18 protein-coding genes, 1 tRNA gene and 4 pseudogenes are annotated in these 18,491 nt (G+C 60.7%); 11 read left to right on the top strand and 12 right to left on the bottom strand.

Annotated features, from left to right (window positions below; genetic code table 11):
* Positions 1–55: 55 nt before the first annotated feature.
* Both O7A70_RS19925 and O7A70_RS19920 read right to left on the bottom strand, forming a co-directional pair.
* Positions 56–813 (bottom strand): annotated as a pseudogene (locus tag O7A70_RS19925) (IS5 family transposase); the annotation flags it as partial.
* Between the two features lie 412 nt (positions 814–1,225).
* Positions 1,226–1,363 (bottom strand): annotated as a pseudogene (locus O7A70_RS19920) (IS3 family transposase); the annotation flags it as partial.
* Between the two features lie 224 nt (positions 1,364–1,587).
* Here O7A70_RS19920 and O7A70_RS19915 point away from each other — a divergent pair.
* The 4 genes and pseudogenes from O7A70_RS19915 to O7A70_RS19900 all read left to right on the top strand — a co-directional run.
* Positions 1,588–2,475: a hypothetical protein gene (locus O7A70_RS19915; protein ID WP_337141898.1), complete on the top strand. Its 888-nt coding sequence runs from the start codon at positions 1,588–1,590 to the stop codon at positions 2,473–2,475.
* A 254-nt stretch (positions 2,476–2,729) separates the two neighbouring features.
* Entirely contained in the window at positions 2,730–2,888 is a 159-nt protein-coding gene (locus O7A70_RS19910; RefSeq protein ID WP_337141896.1) for a hypothetical protein, read from the top strand.
* A gap of 27 nt (positions 2,889–2,915) precedes the next feature.
* Positions 2,916–3,326, top strand: coding sequence for a hypothetical protein (locus tag O7A70_RS19905; RefSeq protein WP_337141894.1), 411 nt, complete (start codon positions 2,916–2,918; stop codon positions 3,324–3,326).
* A gap of 576 nt (positions 3,327–3,902) precedes the next feature.
* Positions 3,903–4,067 (top strand): annotated as a pseudogene (locus O7A70_RS19900) (JAB domain-containing protein); the annotation flags it as partial.
* A 156-nt stretch (positions 4,068–4,223) separates the two neighbouring features.
* Here the strand turns inward: O7A70_RS19900 and O7A70_RS19895 are convergent.
* Both O7A70_RS19895 and tig read right to left on the bottom strand, forming a co-directional pair.
* Positions 4,224–4,748: a hypothetical protein gene (locus O7A70_RS19895; RefSeq protein ID WP_337141892.1), complete on the bottom strand. Its 525-nt coding sequence runs from the start codon at positions 4,746–4,748 to the stop codon at positions 4,224–4,226.
* A gap of 151 nt (positions 4,749–4,899) precedes the next feature.
* Positions 4,900–6,375 carry a trigger factor gene (gene tig, locus O7A70_RS19890; RefSeq protein ID WP_027146817.1) on the bottom strand — a complete coding sequence of 492 codons (1,476 nt, stop codon included), beginning with the start codon at positions 6,373–6,375 and terminating at the stop codon, positions 4,900–4,902.
* 358 nt (positions 6,376–6,733) lie between these two features.
* On the opposite strand from tig, the gene O7A70_RS19885 reads away from it, so the two are divergent.
* Positions 6,734–6,818: transfer RNA gene (locus tag O7A70_RS19885), tRNA-Leu, on the top strand.
* Positions 6,819–6,960: 142 nt separating this feature from the next.
* Positions 6,961–7,665, top strand: coding sequence for a class I SAM-dependent methyltransferase (locus tag O7A70_RS19880; RefSeq protein WP_337141891.1), 705 nt, complete (start codon positions 6,961–6,963; stop codon positions 7,663–7,665).
* Between the two features lie 25 nt (positions 7,666–7,690).
* On the opposite strand, the gene O7A70_RS19875 is transcribed toward O7A70_RS19880, so the two are convergent.
* Positions 7,691–8,275 (bottom strand): GDYXXLXY domain-containing protein, encoded by a 585-nt coding sequence (locus O7A70_RS19875; protein WP_337141889.1) that lies wholly within the window; start codon positions 8,273–8,275, stop codon positions 7,691–7,693.
* Positions 8,272–9,390, bottom strand: coding sequence for a DUF2157 domain-containing protein (locus O7A70_RS19870; RefSeq protein WP_337141888.1), 1,119 nt, complete (start codon positions 9,388–9,390; stop codon positions 8,272–8,274). The genes O7A70_RS19875 and O7A70_RS19870 overlap by 4 nt, the downstream gene beginning before the upstream one ends.
* A gap of 234 nt (positions 9,391–9,624) precedes the next feature.
* Between O7A70_RS19870 and O7A70_RS19865 the strand changes: the two genes are divergently transcribed.
* The 5 genes and pseudogenes from O7A70_RS19865 (at position 9,625) to O7A70_RS19845 (ending at position 12,551) form a co-directional block, all read left to right on the top strand.
* Complete coding sequence (locus O7A70_RS19865) at positions 9,625–9,765, top strand: DUF1127 domain-containing protein (protein ID WP_084637119.1); 141 nt, start codon at positions 9,625–9,627, stop codon at positions 9,763–9,765.
* A 48-nt stretch (positions 9,766–9,813) separates the two neighbouring features.
* Positions 9,814–9,954, top strand: a complete 141-nt coding sequence (locus tag O7A70_RS19860; RefSeq protein WP_084637117.1) for a DUF1127 domain-containing protein — start codon at positions 9,814–9,816, stop codon at positions 9,952–9,954.
* Between the two features lie 562 nt (positions 9,955–10,516).
* On the top strand, positions 10,517–11,929 hold the full coding sequence (gene trmFO / locus O7A70_RS19855) for a methylenetetrahydrofolate--tRNA-(uracil(54)-C(5))-methyltransferase (FADH(2)-oxidizing) TrmFO (protein ID WP_337141887.1): 1,413 nt from the start codon (positions 10,517–10,519) through the stop codon (positions 11,927–11,929).
* Between the two features lie 73 nt (positions 11,930–12,002).
* Positions 12,003–12,305, top strand: a complete 303-nt coding sequence (locus O7A70_RS19850) for a type II toxin-antitoxin system ParD family antitoxin (protein ID WP_337141886.1) — start codon at positions 12,003–12,005, stop codon at positions 12,303–12,305.
* Positions 12,277–12,551 (top strand): annotated as a pseudogene (locus tag O7A70_RS19845) (type II toxin-antitoxin system RelE/ParE family toxin). Before O7A70_RS19850 ends, O7A70_RS19845 begins: the two are co-directional and overlap by 29 nt.
* A 5-nt stretch (positions 12,552–12,556) precedes the next feature.
* Here O7A70_RS19845 and O7A70_RS19840 read toward each other — a convergent pair.
* The 6 genes from O7A70_RS19840 to yajC all read right to left on the bottom strand — a co-directional run bounded on the left by O7A70_RS19840 (position 12,557) and on the right by yajC (position 18,234).
* Positions 12,557–13,507, bottom strand: a complete 951-nt coding sequence (locus O7A70_RS19840; RefSeq protein ID WP_337141885.1) for a sterol desaturase family protein — start codon at positions 13,505–13,507, stop codon at positions 12,557–12,559.
* Positions 13,507–13,941, bottom strand: a complete 435-nt coding sequence (locus O7A70_RS19835; RefSeq protein WP_337141883.1) for a hypothetical protein — start codon at positions 13,939–13,941, stop codon at positions 13,507–13,509. Before O7A70_RS19835 ends, O7A70_RS19840 begins: the two co-directional genes overlap by 1 nt.
* Before the next feature lie 79 nt (positions 13,942–14,020).
* Positions 14,021–14,869: a phytoene/squalene synthase family protein gene (locus O7A70_RS19830; protein ID WP_337141882.1), complete on the bottom strand. Its 849-nt coding sequence runs from the start codon at positions 14,867–14,869 to the stop codon at positions 14,021–14,023.
* Between the two features lies 1 nt (position 14,870).
* On the bottom strand, positions 14,871–15,266 hold the full coding sequence (locus O7A70_RS19825) for an Mth938-like domain-containing protein (RefSeq protein ID WP_337141880.1): 396 nt from the start codon (positions 15,264–15,266) through the stop codon (positions 14,871–14,873).
* A gap of 25 nt (positions 15,267–15,291) precedes the next feature.
* Positions 15,292–17,841, bottom strand: coding sequence for a protein translocase subunit SecDF (secDF, locus tag O7A70_RS19820; RefSeq protein ID WP_337141879.1), 2,550 nt, complete (start codon positions 17,839–17,841; stop codon positions 15,292–15,294).
* A gap of 51 nt (positions 17,842–17,892) precedes the next feature.
* Entirely contained in the window at positions 17,893–18,234 is a 342-nt protein-coding gene (gene yajC, locus O7A70_RS19815; protein ID WP_010909882.1) for a preprotein translocase subunit YajC, read from the bottom strand.
* Positions 18,235–18,491: the final 257 nt, after the last annotated feature.

The following is an 18,491-nucleotide window of genomic DNA, read 5'->3' as shown; positions in this document are numbered from 1 at the left end:
ACATCGATGCAGACTGGCGCAACTAAGAGTCTGAATCAGAATGTGCACCGGGTTTTCAAGCCCTTGCGAGCCGTCGGGTGAGCATGCGGATGTTTGCGATGAAGATCCAGGCCTGAGCGGATTCGATGGATCGCTCGAAGTCCTTTGCACGCCTTCGGCATCTGCCCAGCCATGCGAAGGTTCGCTCCACGACCCAGCGGCGGGGCAGGACCTCGAAGCCCTTAGCTTTGTCCGTCCGCTTGACGATCTCTATCGTGAACTTGCCGACCTTTTGCAGGGCGCCCCGCAGTTTCGGCCCTGCATAGCCGCCATCGGCGAAGACATGGCGCAGCCACGGCCAGCGCTTGAGGATGGATTTCAGGACGGTCGGCGCACCGTCGCGATCCTGGAAGTCGGCGGCGTGGACCACGACGCCGACCAGCAGGCCCAGCGTATCGACGCCGATGTGGCGCTTGCGGCCCATGATCTTCTTGCCCGCATCGAAGCCCCGGAGTCCGCCGCTTTCGGTGGTTTTCACGCTCTGGCTGTCGATGACGCAGGCCGACGGGCTCGCTTCCCGGCCTTCCCGTTCGCGTGCCGCCATGACGAGTTCATTGTTGATGGCGCGCAGCAATCCTTCGTCGCGCCAGTGCCAGAAGTACTTCTGCACCGTCGAGAACGGTGGGAAGTCCTTCGGCAGAAGCCGCCATGCTCCGCCCGACGACGCCATGTAAAGCAGCGCGTTCACGCCTCCCGCAGGTCCGTCTTGCGGGGCCGGCCGACCCGGTTCGGCGCCGGCATCAGCGGCTCGATCAGCGCCCACTCCGCGTCCGATCACTTCTTTTTGGAGCAGACACTAAGAGAATCGCGCGGCGCGAGGTTCGACAAATAAGTCTCCAACAAACGAGCGTTTTCCTTGGCGTTACTGAAATCAGCAAGAATCCGAGCGCAAGGCTTAAGCTTCGGAAGCAAGGGGCAGTCGTGCGCAAGGCCGAGAAGGCCGACCCGGAGGGAAACACGTTGCTGTATTCCTCAAAGGACGCCAGTCAGCTGTCGGTGCGGTCGCAATCCTCGATCAATTTAAGTGCTCCGTAGCCTCACATGGCTAGGTTGCGGTCAGCGCCGCTTCCTCCCAGCGCCCTCAGCGCGACTTTCAACCACGTGCCACTGACGTCTCCTTGAAGCAACTCCGCCGGCGTAGCCTTTGGGCGGACTGCTCTTGGATTGGCAGGCAAATCCCAGCCTCGGCGCTCTCGAACGCCTCGGGACCGATGCCGCCCAAAAAGCTGTGGTGGCGGGTTCGGTTGTAGAACGCCTCGATATAATCAAAGATATCGGCTCCGGCGAGACCCCGCGTTTTGTAGATGCGTTTTCGGATGCGTGCTCGCTGCATGGCGGGCCTAGGGCAAATTCCAATCGGCAAGCCAGGTACTGCCGCCAAGGCGCGTATTTTTGCGACAGCGCCGGGCCGAACAAATGCCTTTCATCGGAGGCTCTTCCCTCTGCGCCACAACTAATATATCGTTGTTCCTCTTTGATTATACTAAAACTCTATACCAACTGCGGTTCGCGTGGCCACTGTTTTCCTGCATTGGCGACTTTGACCGTATGCTGAAGCTTGTCAAATTTTTGTTCCGCGATTCCTGCTCGATGCAAAAGGATGCCCGTGGCTCGAATCGTGACGAACTGTCCTGTTGGGGGGTCGAGGAGATGCAGCGGAGCGCTTCTGTCGTAGTTTATGTATTGCTTTTCTTATTTATCACCTTGCCAGCATACGCAGGCGATCCTGCACCGACCATCCCGGACACTGTATTCTCCGGCGCGGTCAAGGCTATCTTCGTTCTTTTCGTGTTGGCGCTCGTGCTGGAATCGGCGCTCGCGATACTTTTCAATTGGCGACCTTTCATTGAGACGTTCAATGCCAGGGCCACTAGGCCCTTGATCGCATTTGCGTTCTCCTGGTTTGTAGTGTCGATGTTCAATCTCGACATAACGACAAGCCTAGTTAATTCCGTAACCGCGCATAACCCGCCTTTTGAGCCCGGGTACGTCGGTTATATCCTAACTGCTATGGTGATTGCTGGTGGTAGCGCGGGCGTAAATACGATGCTAGTCGCCCTTGGATACAGGGAATTGAAGGTTCCGGAAGTGGCAAAGAGGCCACCGCCAACAAAGGCGTGGATCTCAATTCGGGCAATCCGAGATGTAGCGAAAACAGGTGATATCGAAGTATTTCTAGGAAAATGGATCGATAAAGACACCGTGCCCCCTCGCGTTGGAACTATTACCGGAAGCTCGAAAGGCAACATATTCACATTTTTTTTGAAGGATCGCGGGAGATTTCCAGCCTATGGCGGCTTCGAAATAGATCCGGCTGCTGGACCTTACTTTGTGGTCCTCAGTCCGGCTGGTACTCCCGCCAAAGCTGACCAATTTACTTGGGGGCAGCAAGCGTTGGCTGCTGGTGGTATAGTCGATGTCTCCATAAAGATTTGACGCTCGGCGCGAACACGAAGCTCGCCTGCGGATCATACTACCAGGTTAAAGAGACTGGGACATTCAGCTACCGCGGAGGAAGAGCGCATGGCCGACAATGGTGACACCGAGAGCGTCGGTGATGCGACGGCCGATTCTGCCGATGGCATCAGCCTTGACCGGGCCGACCGCGTTAGCCTTTACGCCGCTAGCCGCTACATCGGTCTAAAAACGCAAGAGAAGCTCGAGTTGCGCATACCATTCGATGCACGCGCATGCTGTCTAGCGCGCTTGCCTTTGCCGAACTGTCGAGCAAGGTGACCAATAACACCAGCGTCGTCCTGCTGATAGAATGGGGTAAAAAGCGCCTCTTGTTTGTCGGCGATGCCGAGTGGGATACGGGCTTCAAAGAAAGCAGGTCCAACGCCGCCTGAAATACGATGTGGAACAGGCAGCACGATTTGCTGAGCAAGCCCCTCGACTTCCTGAAGATCGGCCACCATGGCAGCGAGAACGCGACACCCTGGAGCGACGATTTGAACGGACCGCCTGCCGAACCTGCCCAAATTCTCGACGCCATCCTGCCGGTCCCGGCGGGGGGCAACAAGCCAACCGCGTTAGCAGTTGTCTCGACCGAACGCAGCAAATACAAGACCATTCCGCGCGGCGCGCTTCTGGTGGAACTTGGCAGTCGGGTGGCAGGCGCTAAGAACTACAAGGACGAATTCGATAGGCGCGGCCTTCAGGTTTCCGAACTGCCGAAGTTCGAGGAACTCGAAAAGAGCTTTATCGACTCGCCACAGCCGCTTCGTACCGATCTCGAGCGCTTGCTTGGCTCGCCAGGCTATGTTGAGGTCAAAATCGGACCATGACGTTTTTGGATTATCGCGTGAGCAGCCGATGACCGTATCGGCCCCCATAAGACCGGCGTTGGCCAGAACAGCATTAGCCGCAGGGGTGCAGACCGTTGCGGTCGCCATCGGGTCACCCCCGGCGCACGCTCGCGTATTAATAGCGAGTCAAGGGTACCGGGTTCACATCGCCGAGGCGGCCGATGACTTTCGTCGCATCCAAGTCAAGGAACAGGAAGTGGAGCGGAAGGACCGCAATTGCGGACGCTACCACCCAGGAAACATCTGGGCTCCCGACCGACCAACAGTCTTCGCACTAGCCCGTCGTGTAGCGTGCCACCGAGATGTTACCTCGGTGACCGGAACAGCTTACATCACAATCGGGAGGTCGGCTTTGTACCCGATATTTGAGCAACTTGAAATGGAACCAGAAGAATACGGCGCAATGCCGTGCGTCAAAACGACTCACGATGAACGAAGGTGAGCCAGCATGATGATCACGCCGAGGCCTGCGTTACCGACCCCAATTACCGCTCCTGATAGCAATCAGACCGAAGAATTTTCTCATGTTTTCTTATACTTGATCTGGTCGCTTGGTTGCTCCACAACCACCCCTCGGGCGACCCAACACCGTCGCGCGCTGATATCGAGATGACAAAAGAGATCATCGAAGCGGCCAAGAGGCTGGGTATTTCCGTGCACGACCACATCATCATCGGGCGAAAAGGCTATTCCAGCATGAAGGGGTTGTTGCTGATCTAGGTCCGGAATCCCGCAAGGCAGCGCCGCCAGGACGCCGTGCGATGCCTTGGCTGGAATTTGAAAATCATTCAATCTTGGAAGAACGATGCCGATATCGCGCACTTTTCGGATCAATCTTCCGGTAGCGACAGCCCAAAAGGCTGCCCCTTTTCACAATCACGGCGGATCGGTCTTGCAGTTGCCGGCAATCTGTCTGACCGCCTCACCGAGGCCGGCAAGGTCGAAATCGGCCTGGCCGCGGCCGGACAGCAGCCCGAAGCGCCACGACAGCAGCAGGCGGTTTGCCGGGACGAGGCGCTTGATTGCCTCGGCGCCGTCGCGCATCAGCAGCCTGCCGCGTGTGCCGACGGACCAGCTCTCATCGAATTTGTTATCGCCGTCGATGGTGACCGACATGGTGATTTTCCGGCTGGCGGAGACCGCGTCGTTCAATTGCAGCCATTCGGTCCAGGCCGGCTCGCCGTCCGCACGGCAGGCAATGGTCAGCACCGGGCTGTAGCTCAGCGCACCGCCCCCGGTGATCAGCTTGTTTGTGGCATAGACCGATGCGGTGACGAGGCCGTCATTGCCGGTGTCGAAACGCCAATTGTCCGTGCCGGCCCCGGCAGCGCCGCAACCCAAGGCCAGGAAAAACACCGTGGCGGCAGCGCGCCTCATTTCCACGAACACCCCCAACGACATCACCAACCACCTCTGGTCTTCCAACCAATCAGATAATGATCAAGGCTTCGTATCGCCACCGGTGCCCATCAGGAACGAATCCGATGTTGCAGTTTCGCAACGAAAAAGGCCGCCCGGAGGCGGCCTTTCGGAATTCGTCGGAATGTGCGCCCTATTCGGCGTCCTTGGCCGCCTTTTTCTTCGGTGCGGCTTTCTTCTTCGGCTCTTCCGCGTCGTCGGCTTTCTTGTCGTCAGCCTTCTTCGCGGCGGCCTTCTTGGCCGGCTTCGCCTTGGTCGCGGTTTCGGCCTCCTCGTCGTCGGCCATCAGCTCTTCCTTGCTGACCTTGACGTCGGTGACCGAGATCTGTTCGAGCAGGTGGTCGACAACCTTCTCCTCGAACATCGGCGCCCTGAGCGCGTTCAGCGCCTCGGGGTTGCTGCGGTAGAACTCGAAGGCTTCCTGCTGCTGGTTGGCCGGGAAGCGGCGAACCTGCTCGAACAGGCCGCGCTGCAGTTCCTCGTCCGATACGGTGACGCCGGCCTTCTCGCCGATCTCGGCCAGCACGAGGCCGAGGCGCACGCGGCGCTCGGCAAGGCGCATATATTCGGCGCGCGCCTCTTCCTCGGTCGTCTCCTCGTCGGCGAAGGTGCGGCCGGCGGCTTCCAGGTCGCGGTTGACCTGTGCCCAGATGTTGTTGAATTCCGCCTCGACGAGCTTCGACGGCGCTTCGAACGAATAGGCCGCATCGAGCTGATCGAGCAGCTGGCGCTTGACCTTCTGGCGCGTCATCGAGCCGAACTGGTTCTCGATCTGGCCGCGCACGATGTCACGCAGGCGCTCGAGCGACTCCAGGCCAAGGTTCTTGGCGGTCTCGTCGTTGATTTCCAGTTCGCCGGGCTTCGACACTTCCTTGACCGTGACGTCGAAGGTCGCTTCCTTGCCGGCCAGATGCGCTGCCTGGTAGTTGTCCGGGAAGGTCACGGTGACCTGCTTCTCGTCACCGGCCTTGGTGCCGATCAGCTGCTCCTCGAAGCCCGGAATGAACTCCTTGGAGCCCAGCACCAGCGGCTGATCATTGCCGGCGCCGCCAGCGAAAGCCTCGCCGGCGATCTTGCCGACATAGTCGATCGAGACGCGGTCGCCTTCGGCGGCCTTGCCGGTCTTCGGCTCGTAGCTGCGCGCCGATTCAGCGACGCGCTTGACCTGGTCATCGATTTCCGAATCCGGAACGTCGAACACCTGGCGCGTTACCTTGATGTCCGAGAAATCCTTGATCTCGATCGCCGGAATTACCTCATAATTGAGGCGGAACTCGAAGTCGGCGCCGCCGGCCAGGATCTTCTCGGCTTCCTTCTCGTCCTCGGTCATGATGACCTCGGGCTGCATGGCGGCCTTTTCGCCGCGCCCGGTGATGATCGAACGCGTCGAGTCGTTGAGGATCTCGTTGACCACCTCGGCCATGAACGACTTGCCATAAACCTTGCGCAGGTGCTGCACCGGCACCTTGCCCGGACGGAAGCCGTTGATGCGAACCTTGTCGCGGGCGTCCGACAGCCGCGCCATCAGCTTGGCTTCCATGTCACCGGCCGGCACGGTGATCTTGATCTCGCGCTTGAGACCGGAATTGAGTGTTTCGGTGACCTGCATCGTAAAACCTTTGTTTTCACCAATGAGGCTGCCAAACGGCTCCCTGCCGTTTACAGCCTGCCGGTAATTCTTGCCGGGAATGGCTTTGGTACGGAACCTGGCGATTTGACCGGAAATGCGGCTCAAACTCTCCCAACTGCGTTCCAAAATGTGAATAAGTTCTTGTTTTTCCTACTTCTTATCACATCTTGTAGAAGCGGATCGTCGCGTCCCGTCACATTTGACACGCCTTTTGTCACAGGCGAGCCTAATTTTCAACAGTCTTCGCGTTTAGGCGAATAACCAACATTTCGGCCCTGACCCGACATCTTGTCTCCGACATTGACAGAATGATGGCTACATGGGATTGCCAGGTCATGCGGATGTGGCGGAACTGGTAGACGCCCTGGATTTAGGTTCCAGTGCCGAAAGGCGTGGGGGTTCGAGTCCCTTCATCCGCACCAACCCCACATGAGCGTTTGGCTCCGCCTCATCCCGGATCTGTTGCCATCGTCCGCGCCCGAAAGCCCGTGAAAAGTCCTACCGATCGATCGCTTGAGAGATTGCCGATAATGAGGTCAACTCATTGTCGGGAATGGCGGGACAATGATCATGCTTGAATACTGGAACAAGGCCCACATCTGTGGGCTGCTCTCGGTGCGCTTCGGACTCACGAGTTACCTGGAGATCAACACGAGCACTACGGGCTTCAGGTATACAGAAGCATCACAATTGGGTTTTCAGCCCTGCATGCGCCTGGTGTATCGGGCAACTGAGCCGCCAGTCGATGGCCTCCCCGTGGATTTCACATCCGCAGACGAGGATATTGCGGCATGTCTCAATGACGTGCGCCTAAAGGGGCAGACATTCGACATTGTGTTCGTTGATCCGCACCACACATACGAGTGCTCGGCGCGCGATATCCGGGAAGCCTTCCGCATGGTCTCGCCCGGGGGTGCCGTGGTGGTGCATGACTGCCTGCCCCCAAACCGGACCGCGGCCAATCCCTCCTTTTTCCTCGGTGAGTGGTGCGGCGTGACCTACAAGGCATTTATTGATTTCGTTCTGGGCAATCCGGATCTCGACTATTTCACTGTGGATGCCGACTACGGCTGTGGCGTCATCCTGAAACCCAAGGGGGCCGTCGCCAAGGTAAAGAACTGGCTGCGCGCACGGCGCGTTCGCGCGTTGAGAGATGAATGGCGAGCGATCGGGAATGATTTCGACGCGGCATTCGACAGATTCGTGACCGACAAAATCAGACTCCTCCGCATTGTCGACTTTCGACTGCTTCGCCGAAAACTTCTCTGAAATCACATTATGGGCGCGATGGACATCAATAAACCGGCTCCTCGAACAGCGTCTTGTCGCCATCCACCAGCGCCTTGATCTGCGCCGTGCCATCGGCGGCGAGTGCCAGCTTGATCCCGAACGGGCGCACCCGCATGTCGCCCTGAATCGCCAGCCCTTCGCCTTCGGGCAGGTAGAACCGTTCGATGCCGTAATCCGGCGCGATCGTCATGCCTTCGCCGCGAAGGTCCCAACCCGCGGCGACATGGCCCGAAATGTCGGCCTCCTCTGCGCTGGCCGGGCCCGGCGCCTTGCCGAACCAGGCGATGCTCGGTGTCCAGTACCCATCGGCGCCCTTCTTCAACCGGACCACGATCGGCGTGTCGTCGCTCGAGAATTTGCCCTCGGGAATGTTGGCGATCATTTTCACCGGTATGCGCGAAATGTCATAGCCGAGGATGATATAGTCGCCGCGCAAGAGGTCGCGCGGATCGACGGGCTCGATCTTCAGCAGCACCTCCTTGCCATTGCGCAGGATCGCCGCCCGTCCGGCGATGATCCAGCTCAGGAATCCGATCTGGACGAGCGTCAGGACCAGTGCCGAGATGACAAGCCTCTTTCCGGTCATCATGCCGTGGCTCCCCCGATGGCTGGATCCTTCATGCGTTTTTCGACGCGGATGATGACGATCGCAAGCACGCCAAGCAGCACCGCGGCGGCCAGGAAGAAGCCGGCCGTATCGAGCATCGACTGCAAGGTCACGACATAGATGATGGCGAGTTCGAAGGCGAAGCCGAGATAGGCGAGCCAGCGCAGTCCCCGGCTCTCGCGCCCTGCCAGCACGATTGCCGCGACGATGCCGGCCAGTGCGACGACCGAAGCGATGGCGAAACCGCTGTTGTAGGTACTTTCGTCGGCCAGTTCGAACTGGATGATGGCCAGGCCGGCGAGGAAGCCAAGCAACGCGTGCAGCGGCAAGCGGCCGCCAAGCCGCACGATCCTGTCGACCGGTTCCGGTGCAAAGACGGCAACAGCGAAAAGCACCACAGAGACAATGACCAGCGGGATCGCCACTGGCAGCGTGGCATGGTCCATCGCCAGCAATACGAGATAGAAGAGCAGCGACAGGATGATCAGGTGCCGCGCCGGCTGGCTGCGGGTCCAGAACGAGACGGCAAACAGCACCACCGCCATGACGACGAAGGCATGCGGAAAGTCGCTACGGCTGTAATAGTCGAACCCTTTCAGGAACAGCCAGGCGTCGGCGATACCGACCGCCGCGACGGTCAGCGGGTTCGACCGCAGCGCAATCGCCGCCAGCGCCGTGCCGGCGCCCCAGGTGACCAGCGCCGAAGCCTCGTCGCCGGACAAATGGTACATCTGGCCAATCAGCGCGATCGAGCCGCCGAACGCGGCCGCCGCCACGATCCACAGGGCTTCGCCGATTGCCGCATGGTCGCGCGTCTTCAGCACCGCGCCGCCGACATAGCCGCCAAGGATGATGGCAAAAAGCGCGGCCACCCGCGCCAGCCGCGGGATCGCTTCCCAATTGGCGGCGACGAAGATAAGGACGGCCGCTCCAAAGAGCAGGGCTGCCATCATCGCCAGTATCGAGCCGAAGCTGAGCGACTGGCGTGCGTTGATGTCGACGTCGCGCCTCAGCACATCAGCCGTCGAGGCGTCGATCAGTCCGGCCTGCCGCCATCGCTCGATGTCGGCCCTGACCCGTGTCGAGTACCCCGCCATGTCCTCACTCCCCACCCGGTCGTCTTTTTAGCCGACGCAGCCAAACCCTTGACGCCACGGCACTTTCTGATTCCGGCTTCTTTGTGTCAGGTCCGTGAAGCCGCGTTAATGTTGCATTGCACAATTTGCATTGCTGCCATGCAGTCATAGCGCTTTTAAATCGATATGGGTCCCCCTATTTATGGTTCGTACACAAACGGAATGATCCGCGAGAAAGACGAAACGAGAACTACCATGAACCTGATCCGCAACTACCGCAACTGGCGCCGCTACCGGGACACCGTTTCCGAGCTGAGCCGCCTGAGCACCCGTGAACTGACCGACCTCGGCATCAGCCGCAGCGACATTCCTTACGTCGCTCGCAAGGCGGTCTAATTCTTCGGACCGCGAATGGTCCGAACCAGTTTTGAGAAGAGCATGACAATGAACCTGATCCGCAACTATCGTAACTGGCGCGTTTATCGCGAGACGGTTACCGAGCTGGGTCGCCTTTCGAACCGCCAGCTGCATGATCTCGGTATCGTCCGCGACGAAATCAAGATCGTCGCCCGCAAGGCGGTCTAACCAAGGAATTTCGCTGGGGTCGACCTCCTCCCCGACCCAAGCGAAGACGGTCAGCCCTTATCCTCCTCCCAAGGGTTGACCACCAAAACGGCGCCCGCCGCACCTCCTCCCGCGGCGGGCGTTGTTTCCCAGGCAAAACGAGTTTTGCCCAGAGGCCTTGCCCCTCTTTAAAGTGGCGAAAAGAATTTCGTCAAAGCCGACCTCCTCCCCGGCGATGACGAATAGGCCCAACCTTCACCTCCTCCCGAGGGTTGGCCACCCAAACGGCGCCCGCCGCACCTCCTCCCGCGGCGGGCGTTGTTTCCCGGGGCAAAACGAATTTTGCCCCAGAGGCTTCGCCCTCGCTAAAAATGCGAAAAGAATTTCGTCTGAGCCGACCTCCTCCCCGGCGACGACGAATACGGTCGGCCTTCACCTCCTCCCGAGGGTCTACCCCAAAAACGACACCCGCCGGACCTCCTCCCCCGGCGGGTGTTGTTGTTTTCAGGGGCAGGCTTTCCCGACCAGGCGTTTCGCGCGCGCGACAATTGCAATCGCCGCGGCAAGCGATTATTCCGGCGCCATGAGCAAAAATCCAATCCATATCATCGGCGGCGGGCTCGCCGGTTCCGAAGCGGCATGGCAGGCGGCTGAGGCCGGCGTTCCCGTCATCCTGCATGAAATGCGCCCGGTCCGCGGCACCGACGCCCACAAGACCGATGGCCTGGCCGAACTCGTCTGTTCCAATTCCTTCCGCTCGGACGACGCCGAAAACAACGCCGTTGGCCTTTTGCATGCCGAAATGCGGCTCGCGGGCTCACTGATCATGAGCGCCGGCGACGCCAACCAGGTGCCGGCCGGCGGCGCGCTGGCAGTCGACCGCGACGGTTTTTCCGACGCAGTGACGAAAAGGCTCGAAGCACATCCGCTGATCACTATCGAGCGCGAGGAAGTTCCCGGCCTGCCGCCGGCGGAGTGGGATCAGGCGATCATCGCCACCGGGCCGCTGACCGCACCATCGCTCGCCCAATCGATCGCCGAGGCGACCGGCGCCGACGCGCTGGCCTTCTTCGACGCCATCGCGCCGATCGTCCATTTCGACACGATCGACATGCACACTTGCTGGTTCCAGTCGCGCTACGACAAGGTCGGACCGGGCGGTACCGGCAAGGACTATATCAACTGTCCGATGGACAAGGATCAGTACCTCGCCTTCGTGCAGGCGCTGGTCGACGGCCAGAAGACCGAATTCAAGCAGTGGGAAGGCACGCCCTATTTCGACGGTTGCCTGCCGATCGAGATCATGGCCGAACGCGGCGTCGAGACGCTGCGCTACGGTCCGATGAAGCCGATGGGCCTGACCAATGCGCATAACCCGACGGTGAAGGCCTATGCGGTCGTCCAGCTGCGCCAGGACAACGCGCTGGGCACGCTCTACAACATGGTCGGTTTCCAGACCAAATTGAAGCACGCCGAGCAGGTGCGCGTGTTCCGCACCATTCCGGGCCTGGAAAACGCCGACTTCGCCCGCCTCGGTGGCCTGCACCGCAACACATATATCAATTCTCCGACCTTGCTCGACGGCTCGCTGCAGCTGAAATCGCGGCCCGGCCTGCGCTTCGCCGGCCAGATCACCGGCTGCGAAGGCTATGTCGAGAGCGCCGCGATCGGCCTGCTCGCCGGCCGCTTCGCCGCCGCCGAGCGGCTTGGCCATGCACCGTTCCTGCCGCCGCTCACCACGGCATTCGGTGCGCTGCTCAACCACATCACCGGCGGCCATATCGTCTCCGACGATGAGCCGGGCAAACGTTCCTTCCAGCCGATGAACGTCAATTTCGGCCTGTTCCCGCCGGTTGAGGCGCAGAAAGTCGAAGGCAAGCGCCTGCGCGGCAAGGACAAGACCGTAGCCAAGAGGCATGCCATCACGTCGCGTGCGCGGGCCGATTGCCGGCAATGGCTGGGTTTGCCGGCACTAACGGCTGAGGCCGCGGAATAGCGGATTGCCGCATCTGTTTGGATCAGAGCGCAAAGTGGTATAGTATCCTACTTTGCGTCTCAGGAGCCGCTCCATGGAATCCGCCGAGAAACTATCCGTCACCGTCACGCCCGCCATGGCACGTATGATCCGAGAGAAAGTCGAGGATGGCTCTTTCGGCTCAGCGAGCGAGGTCATTCGGGCGGCCCTTCGCGCCTTTCAGCGCGAAGAAGAAGAACATGCCGAACGTATGGCCTCGATCCGGGCCCGCGTAAAAGCTTCGATCGAAGACACGAGGCCAGGCGTCCCGCTGGACGAAGCGATCGCGAGAGTAAAGAAGCGAATCTCGGAGCTGGCGAGAGAGAGCGATGATCCAGCGTCTCGCCATCATTCTTAGCCAAGAGGCGCTCGCTGATCTGGATTCGACCGGATCAAGCTTCGCTGCCAGAGCATCGGCAATGCGCCTCGCGGCGGGCGGTCCCGCGACGGGATAGCGCCGGGGCTGCGAACCGTGCCGTTCGAACACTCGGCCGTCATCGCCTACGCAATCGACAACGACCTCGTGCGTATCGTCAAAATCTTCTATGGCGGTCGCGACTATGAAGCGCTGATGCGTGATGGCGGGTCGAGTGAGCCATCGTAGCAGAACTATTCCGCCGGCTCGACGCTCGCCGGCGGCAATCCCGGCTTGCCCGCCTCGCCCGGATTTCTCCTGACATACGCCGCTTTCAAGCTCTCCGACGTATCGCGCGAGCCGTCATGGCTCCAGCCTGGCGGCTTGATAAGGTAGTTCAGGCGCTCGCGCGGCGTCAGATCGGGTGCGAAGGCGTCCCTGAACATGCCGATCCATTCGTGAAATGCAACTTTCAGCGGATTGAAAGTGCCCAGGTTCCTGACGATCCCGTAGCGCGGCCGGTCTTCCTCCAATTCCTCGACGAAGGTGCCGAACATGCGGTCCCAGATGATCAGCGTGCCGGCATAGTTGGCGTCGAGATAGCGCGGATTGGTGGCGTGATGGACGCGGTGGTGCGAGGGCGTGTTGAAGACGAATTCAAACCAGCCCCACATCTTGCCGATCGTCTCGGTGTGGATCCAGAACTGCCAGATCAGGTTGAAGCCGAAGGTGAAGGCAATCACCGCCGGGTGAAAGCCGAGCAGCACCAGCGGCGCCTGCAGCACGAACATGAAGGTGAACAGCCCGGTCCAGCTCTGCCTGAGCGCCGTCGACAAATTGTAGTGCTGGCTGGAATGGTGATTGACGTGCTCCGCCCACACCCAGCGCACCCGGTGCGCAATGCGATGATAGACGTAGTAGCGCAGGTCATCGAGCAGGAAGGCGGCCAAGAATACCCAGACCGACAGGCCGAGATTGAAGATACGGAACTGCCAGAGCCAGAGCAGCGCCCAGTAGGAGACGACGCCAAGCAGCAGCCCGGCAACGACATTGCCGGTGCCCATCATCAGGCTGGTCAAGGTGTCGCGCGTCTCGAACGAGCCCTTCGCGCGACCTGTGCGCACCAGCCATAGCTCGATTAGGATCGCGGCGACGAAAAACGGAATGGCCAGTTGGGTGACCTGCGGAAAATCGTAGCTGTCCATCACGCGGCCTCCCTGGCGGAACTCGTGTCTCGCGGCTCGAGAGCGTTCAGCAAGGCCCGCGCGTCGGCGGTATTGGCGAAGCGGAAGCGGCCGCCCTTCCAGGTGAAGTCCGTCAGCCGCATCAGAATTGTGTTCGTCTCGTCAGGTTCGGACACCGCGACGTCCTCAGCGGTGACGATACGCGTCAAGAAACAGTCGCCGATGCCATGAACGATGCCGATGCGCCCTCGCCCGATATCCAGAAACGCCGTCTTGGCGTCTGTCGTTAGGCAGACTGTGGCGGCCATCTCGTCCGGAAAATCTTCCGCGAAACGGCTCAACACCTGGTCCGCGCCAGCCAGCGTTGCTTCCTTGCTGCCGCCGGTGAAATGCACGGTGGCAAGCGACAGCGCAATGCCTAGCACGACGATCGCGACCAGCACGGGCAAGCTCATGGATTTCCTCCTGGCCAGCCTGTCGTCTTCGGCGACAGTTCTCGGCAGGCGGACCTCCTTAACACGATTGACGTTTACGTCAAAGTGTCGGCCAGCCCTTGCCTGCACGACGCAGCAGCAACCAATGCCGGCGCAATGCCGAAAGCCGTGCCACGCCGCTGAGCGGTGAGTGGCGCGGGCCTTCCATCTTGTCGAGATAAGCGCGTGACAGCGCCAGCGGCAGGAATGCCGGACGCAATGACGCCGGCAGCGCGGCGGCACCCCGCTCGAAGGCCGAAAGATGTTCGCGCGCCAGCGCGATCATCGCGGCCACTGCGCGCTGGGCGCCAGACCCGCCGTCACCGGCAACAAATTCTTCCGGCGACGAGCCCGCCGCCGCCAGGACGTCAGCCGGGATAAAACACTGCCCGCGCCTGCGGTGCAGCGGCAGCAGAAGCAACAGCCCGGTCATTGCCTGGGCGCAGCCCGCCCTGCCCGCCAGTTCGGCAAATCCTGGCGCCTCGGCGGAATCGAGTACCATCGCCGCGAGTTGGATGAGCGCGGCCGCCGTCTCGCCGCAATAGCCCTCCAGATCGGTGCGCGATGGCATCGGGTCATCGTAGAGATCGAAGATACGTGCCTCGAGCATGTTCTCGAAGGCCAGTTTCGGCAGCTTGAATGCCGCAATGGTGGCGTTCAAGGCTTCGGCAACGGGATGGCCAGCACCCGCTTCGCCGCCGGCGTCAATGACATCGCGCCACCACTGCAGCCGCACCTCGCCGGGCAACGCCTCATGGATGCGGTCACGGATGCCGGCGATCTCGGCATTGAAAGCGTAAAGCGAAAACAGCGTGTCGCGCTTGTCGGCAGGCGCGTAGAGGGCGGTGAGATACCGGTCATGGTCGGCGGCGCGCACCGCCTCCATGACGATTTTGGCATTCTGCGACATATCAGTCGACGGCGATGAGCGCGGCAGCCACGGCGCGGTTTTCCGCCAGAAGGACGTTGTAGGTCCGCACTGCTGCCCCGGTCGACATCGGGTCGAAGGCTATGCCTGCATCCTTCAATGCCCCCCGCAGTGCCGCCGGCAACGGCCGCAGATCCCTGCCCATGCCCACCAGCAGGATCTCGACCTTGTCGGCCTCGGCCAGAAGCCGGTCGAAATCCGCGACCGTCAGCGCCAGGGGATTTGCCGGCTCCCAGCCGTGGATGCCGGACGGCAGACATAGGAGCGAGCCGCGATGCGACATGTCGGCAAAGCGGAAGCCGCCATTGCCATAAGCCTCGATCGGCGCGCGGCCGGGGAAATGCGCCTCGCGGATGACGATGCCTTTGCCGGTCACCACTCTGTCACCCCTTCGGGGCCGCGCGTCAGGTCGCGACCGCCTTGCCACCGTTGACCGGCTTTTCCTCATCGGCTGAAGCCTGCGGCCGCAGCTTGAACAGGATCAGCAGCGGCGCCGCGATGAAGATCGACGAATACGTGCCGAACACGACGCCGAACAGCATCGCCAGCGTGAAGGAGCGGATCACTTCGCCGCCGAACAGCACCAGCGCCAGCAGCGCCAAGCTGGTCGTCACGGACGTCAGCGTCGTTCTCGACAACGTCTCGTTGATGGCGTTGTTCAACAGTTGCGGCAGCGGCATTCGCTTGTATTTTCGCAGATCCTCGCGGACGCGGTCATAGACGACGATCGTGTCGTTCAGCGAATACCCGATGATGGTCAGGATCGCCGCAAGTGACGACTGGTTGAATTCGAGCCCGCTGATGACGAAGAAACCGAGCGTCATGACCACATCGTGCACGGTCGCGACAATGGCGCCGACCGCGAACTGCCATTCGAAACGGAACCAGACATAGACCAGGATGCCGACCAGCGCGACGATCATGGCTATCGTTCCTTGCTTGGCCAGTTCGCCCGAAACCGTCGGGCCAACCACTTCGACGCGGCGGAAATTATACTGGTCCTGCAGCTCGCCGCGCACCTTGTCGATCACGGTCTGCTCGGCATTTTCACCCGCATCTTGCGTGCCGACGCGGATCAACACGTCGTTGGGTGCACCGAACTGCTGCACCTGCACTTCGCCGATGTTCAGTTCCGTCAATCTGCCGCGGATGTCGGCGAGATCGGCAGTGCCCGACTTGGATTGTACCTCGATCAGCGAGCCACCCTTGAAATCGATGCCGTAATTGATGCCAACACTCATGAACAGCACCACGGACAGTATCGACAATGTGCTCGACAGCGCGAACGTCCACCGGCGGATACCCATGAACGGAATTTTCGTGCCCGGTGGAACGAAGGTCACCGGTGCTTTCGGCAATTCCTTCGGACGGGCTCGCCGCAGCCAGATCGAGACCAGCAGGCGGGTGAAGGTGAAAGCGGTGAAGACCGTGGTCAGGATGCCGATGGCATAGGTGATGGCAAAGCCCTTCACCGGTCCGGTTCCGAGATAGAACAGCACCACGGTGGCGATCAGCGACGTGACGTTGGAATCGACGATGGTCGCCAGCGCCTTCGAGAAGCCGGTGTCGATCGCCTGGATTACCGAGCGACCGGCGCGTCGCTCCTCGCGGATACGCTCGTAGATCAGCACGTTGGAATCGACCGCCATACCGATGGTCAGCACGATACCGGCAATACCCGGCAAGGTCAGTGTCGCGCCAAGCAGCGACAGCAGCCCGACGATCATCGCCACGTGCACCGCCAGCGCGATATTGGCGAGGAAGCCGAGGAAACCGTAGGCGACGAACATGAAGGCGACGACGAGGATCGAACCGATGATGCCGGCGACCTTGCCCGCATGGATCGAATCCTGGCCCAGGCCCGGACCCACGGTGCGTTCCTCGATGACGGTCAGCGTCGCCGGCAAAGCACCGGCGCGCAAAAGCACGGCCAGATCATTGGCGCTCTGGGCAGTGAAATTACCGGAGATCTGACCCGTGCCGCCGAGGATCGGCTCGCGGATCTGCGGCGCCGAGATCACCTGGTTGTCGAGGATGATGGCGAACAGCTTGCCGACGTTTTGCGCGGTGGCCTGGCCGAAGCGTGCGGCGCCCTTCGAATCGAAGCGGAACGAAACCACCGGCTCGTTGTTCTGTGAATTGTATGTCGCCTGTGCGTCGACGAGGTTTTCACCCGATACGATAACGCGGTTCTCGATCAGGTAGGGAACCGGCGGATCGTCCTGCGAGTAGAGCACGGAAGAACCGGCCGGCGGGCGCCCCTTGAGCGCGTCCTGCACCGGCATCGACTGGTCGACCATCTGGAAGGTCAGCTTCGCGGTTTGGCCGAGGATTTCCTTCAGCCGCTGCGGATCCTGCAAGCCAGGCACCTGGACGAGGATCCGGTCGTCGCCTTGCCGCTGCACGATAGGCTCGGTCGTGCCGAGTTCGTTGACGCGGCGCTCGACCACTTCGATCGACTGCGCCAAAGCGGTCGAAGTGCGGTATTTGATGCCGGCATCGGTGACGGTGAACTTGAGTAGGCCCGGCTCGGAATCGTCGAGCGACATTTCCTGGATGGAACCGCCGGTGAAGAGGCCGGCAGCCACAGGATCGGTCAGGGTCTTCAACGCCTTCTTGGCGGCATCGAGTTGGGCAGGATCGGTGATGCGGACCTGCAAGGTGCGTCCCGTGCCGCCCAAGCCGGTATAGCCGATCTTGGCATCGCGCAGCCGTGTGCGGATTTCATCGCGCGTCGTCTCGAGCCGATCCTTGATCAGATCGTTCTGATTCATCTCCAGCAGGATGTGCGAACCGCCCTGCAGATCGAGGCCGAGCGTCATCTGCCGCTTCGGCACCCAACTGGGGAGTTGGGCCAGCGTGCTGGCGGGGAACAGATTGGGCGCGGCGAGGATCACTGTGGCGGCCACGGCCAGCCAGATCAGGATCATCTTGAAGCGCGAAAAATAAAGCATATGGCGTCGTCCGTCAGAGCGTGTCCGCGGATCGCTCCGCCTGGAATTTGGTTATTTCTTGGCGTTCTGGTTAGCGACCGGTTCGCCCTTGACGCGCACGTCGGCGATCGTCGAGCGCAGCGCCGTCACCTTGGTGCCGCCGCCAAGATCGATCTCGAGCTCGTTGTCGTCGATCACCTTCGTTACCTTGCCGACGAAACCGCCGCCGGTGACGACGGTGTCGCCGCGGCGAACCGCCGCCAGCATCTCGCCGCGCTTCTTCAGCTGCGTGCGCTGCGGGCGGATGATCAGAAAATACATGATCACGAAAATCAGGACAAACGGCAAAATGCTGATGAACATATCGGGAGAGGCGCCGCCGATGCCTTGGGCGTATGCCGGTGTCACGAACATCGAGGTACTCCTGAATTTTGAAAAGCAGCCGCCAAACAGGTAAGCGAGATTTGGCGGCCCCGCGAAATTTGGCCGGAATATAGTCGGTAAAGTTGCCAATGCAACTGCGCGGTCGGGCAAATCCGCTGCTTTTCCGGCCTGTTTAGCCGTGTTAGAGCAGGATCACGAAAACCGAGACCCGGTTTTCGCAAAAGATCACGTTCGAACAAATGGTTGCAACCGGTTTCGAAACCGCCGGAATCGAACCGGGTCCGCCT

It is taken from the genome of Mesorhizobium sp. Cs1299R1N1, from assembly GCF_037179655.1.
In the GTDB taxonomy this organism is placed as follows: domain Bacteria; phylum Pseudomonadota; class Alphaproteobacteria; order Rhizobiales; family Rhizobiaceae; genus Mesorhizobium; species Mesorhizobium salmacidum.
Note: the sequence above shows the minus strand (reverse complement) of the source record. Positions and strands in the feature narration are given on the sequence as shown.

Excerpts from the sequence above, each read along its gene's own strand:
- O7A70_RS19915 (WP_337141898.1), top strand. The coding sequence starts at position 1,588 with ATGCTGAAGCTTGTCAAATTTTTGTTCCGCGATTCCTGCTCGATGCAA.
- O7A70_RS19875 (WP_337141889.1), bottom strand. The coding sequence starts at position 8,275 with ATGATGACCGGAAAGAGGCTTGTCATCTCGGCACTGGTCCTGACGCTC.
- O7A70_RS19880 (WP_337141891.1), top strand. The coding sequence starts at position 6,961 with ATGATCATGCTTGAATACTGGAACAAGGCCCACATCTGTGGGCTGCTC.
- O7A70_RS19870 (WP_337141888.1), bottom strand. The coding sequence starts at position 9,390 with ATGGCGGGGTACTCGACACGGGTCAGGGCCGACATCGAGCGATGGCGG.
- tig (WP_027146817.1), bottom strand. The coding sequence starts at position 6,375 with ATGCAGGTCACCGAAACACTCAATTCCGGTCTCAAGCGCGAGATCAAG.
- trmFO (WP_337141887.1), top strand. The coding sequence starts at position 10,517 with ATGAGCAAAAATCCAATCCATATCATCGGCGGCGGGCTCGCCGGTTCC.
- O7A70_RS19910 (WP_337141896.1), top strand. The coding sequence starts at position 2,730 with ATGCTGTCTAGCGCGCTTGCCTTTGCCGAACTGTCGAGCAAGGTGACC.
- secDF (WP_337141879.1), bottom strand. The coding sequence starts at position 17,841 with ATGCTTTATTTTTCGCGCTTCAAGATGATCCTGATCTGGCTGGCCGTG.
- O7A70_RS19865 (WP_084637119.1), top strand. The coding sequence starts at position 9,625 with ATGAACCTGATCCGCAACTACCGCAACTGGCGCCGCTACCGGGACACC.
- O7A70_RS19860 (WP_084637117.1), top strand. The coding sequence starts at position 9,814 with ATGAACCTGATCCGCAACTATCGTAACTGGCGCGTTTATCGCGAGACG.
- O7A70_RS19850 (WP_337141886.1), top strand. The coding sequence starts at position 12,003 with ATGGAATCCGCCGAGAAACTATCCGTCACCGTCACGCCCGCCATGGCA.
- O7A70_RS19895 (WP_337141892.1), bottom strand. The coding sequence starts at position 4,748 with ATGTCGTTGGGGGTGTTCGTGGAAATGAGGCGCGCTGCCGCCACGGTG.
- yajC (WP_010909882.1), bottom strand. The coding sequence starts at position 18,234 with ATGTTCGTGACACCGGCATACGCCCAAGGCATCGGCGGCGCCTCTCCC.
- O7A70_RS19835 (WP_337141883.1), bottom strand. The coding sequence starts at position 13,941 with ATGAGCTTGCCCGTGCTGGTCGCGATCGTCGTGCTAGGCATTGCGCTG.
- O7A70_RS19830 (WP_337141882.1), bottom strand. The coding sequence starts at position 14,869 with ATGTCGCAGAATGCCAAAATCGTCATGGAGGCGGTGCGCGCCGCCGAC.
- O7A70_RS19840 (WP_337141885.1), bottom strand. The coding sequence starts at position 13,507 with ATGGACAGCTACGATTTTCCGCAGGTCACCCAACTGGCCATTCCGTTT.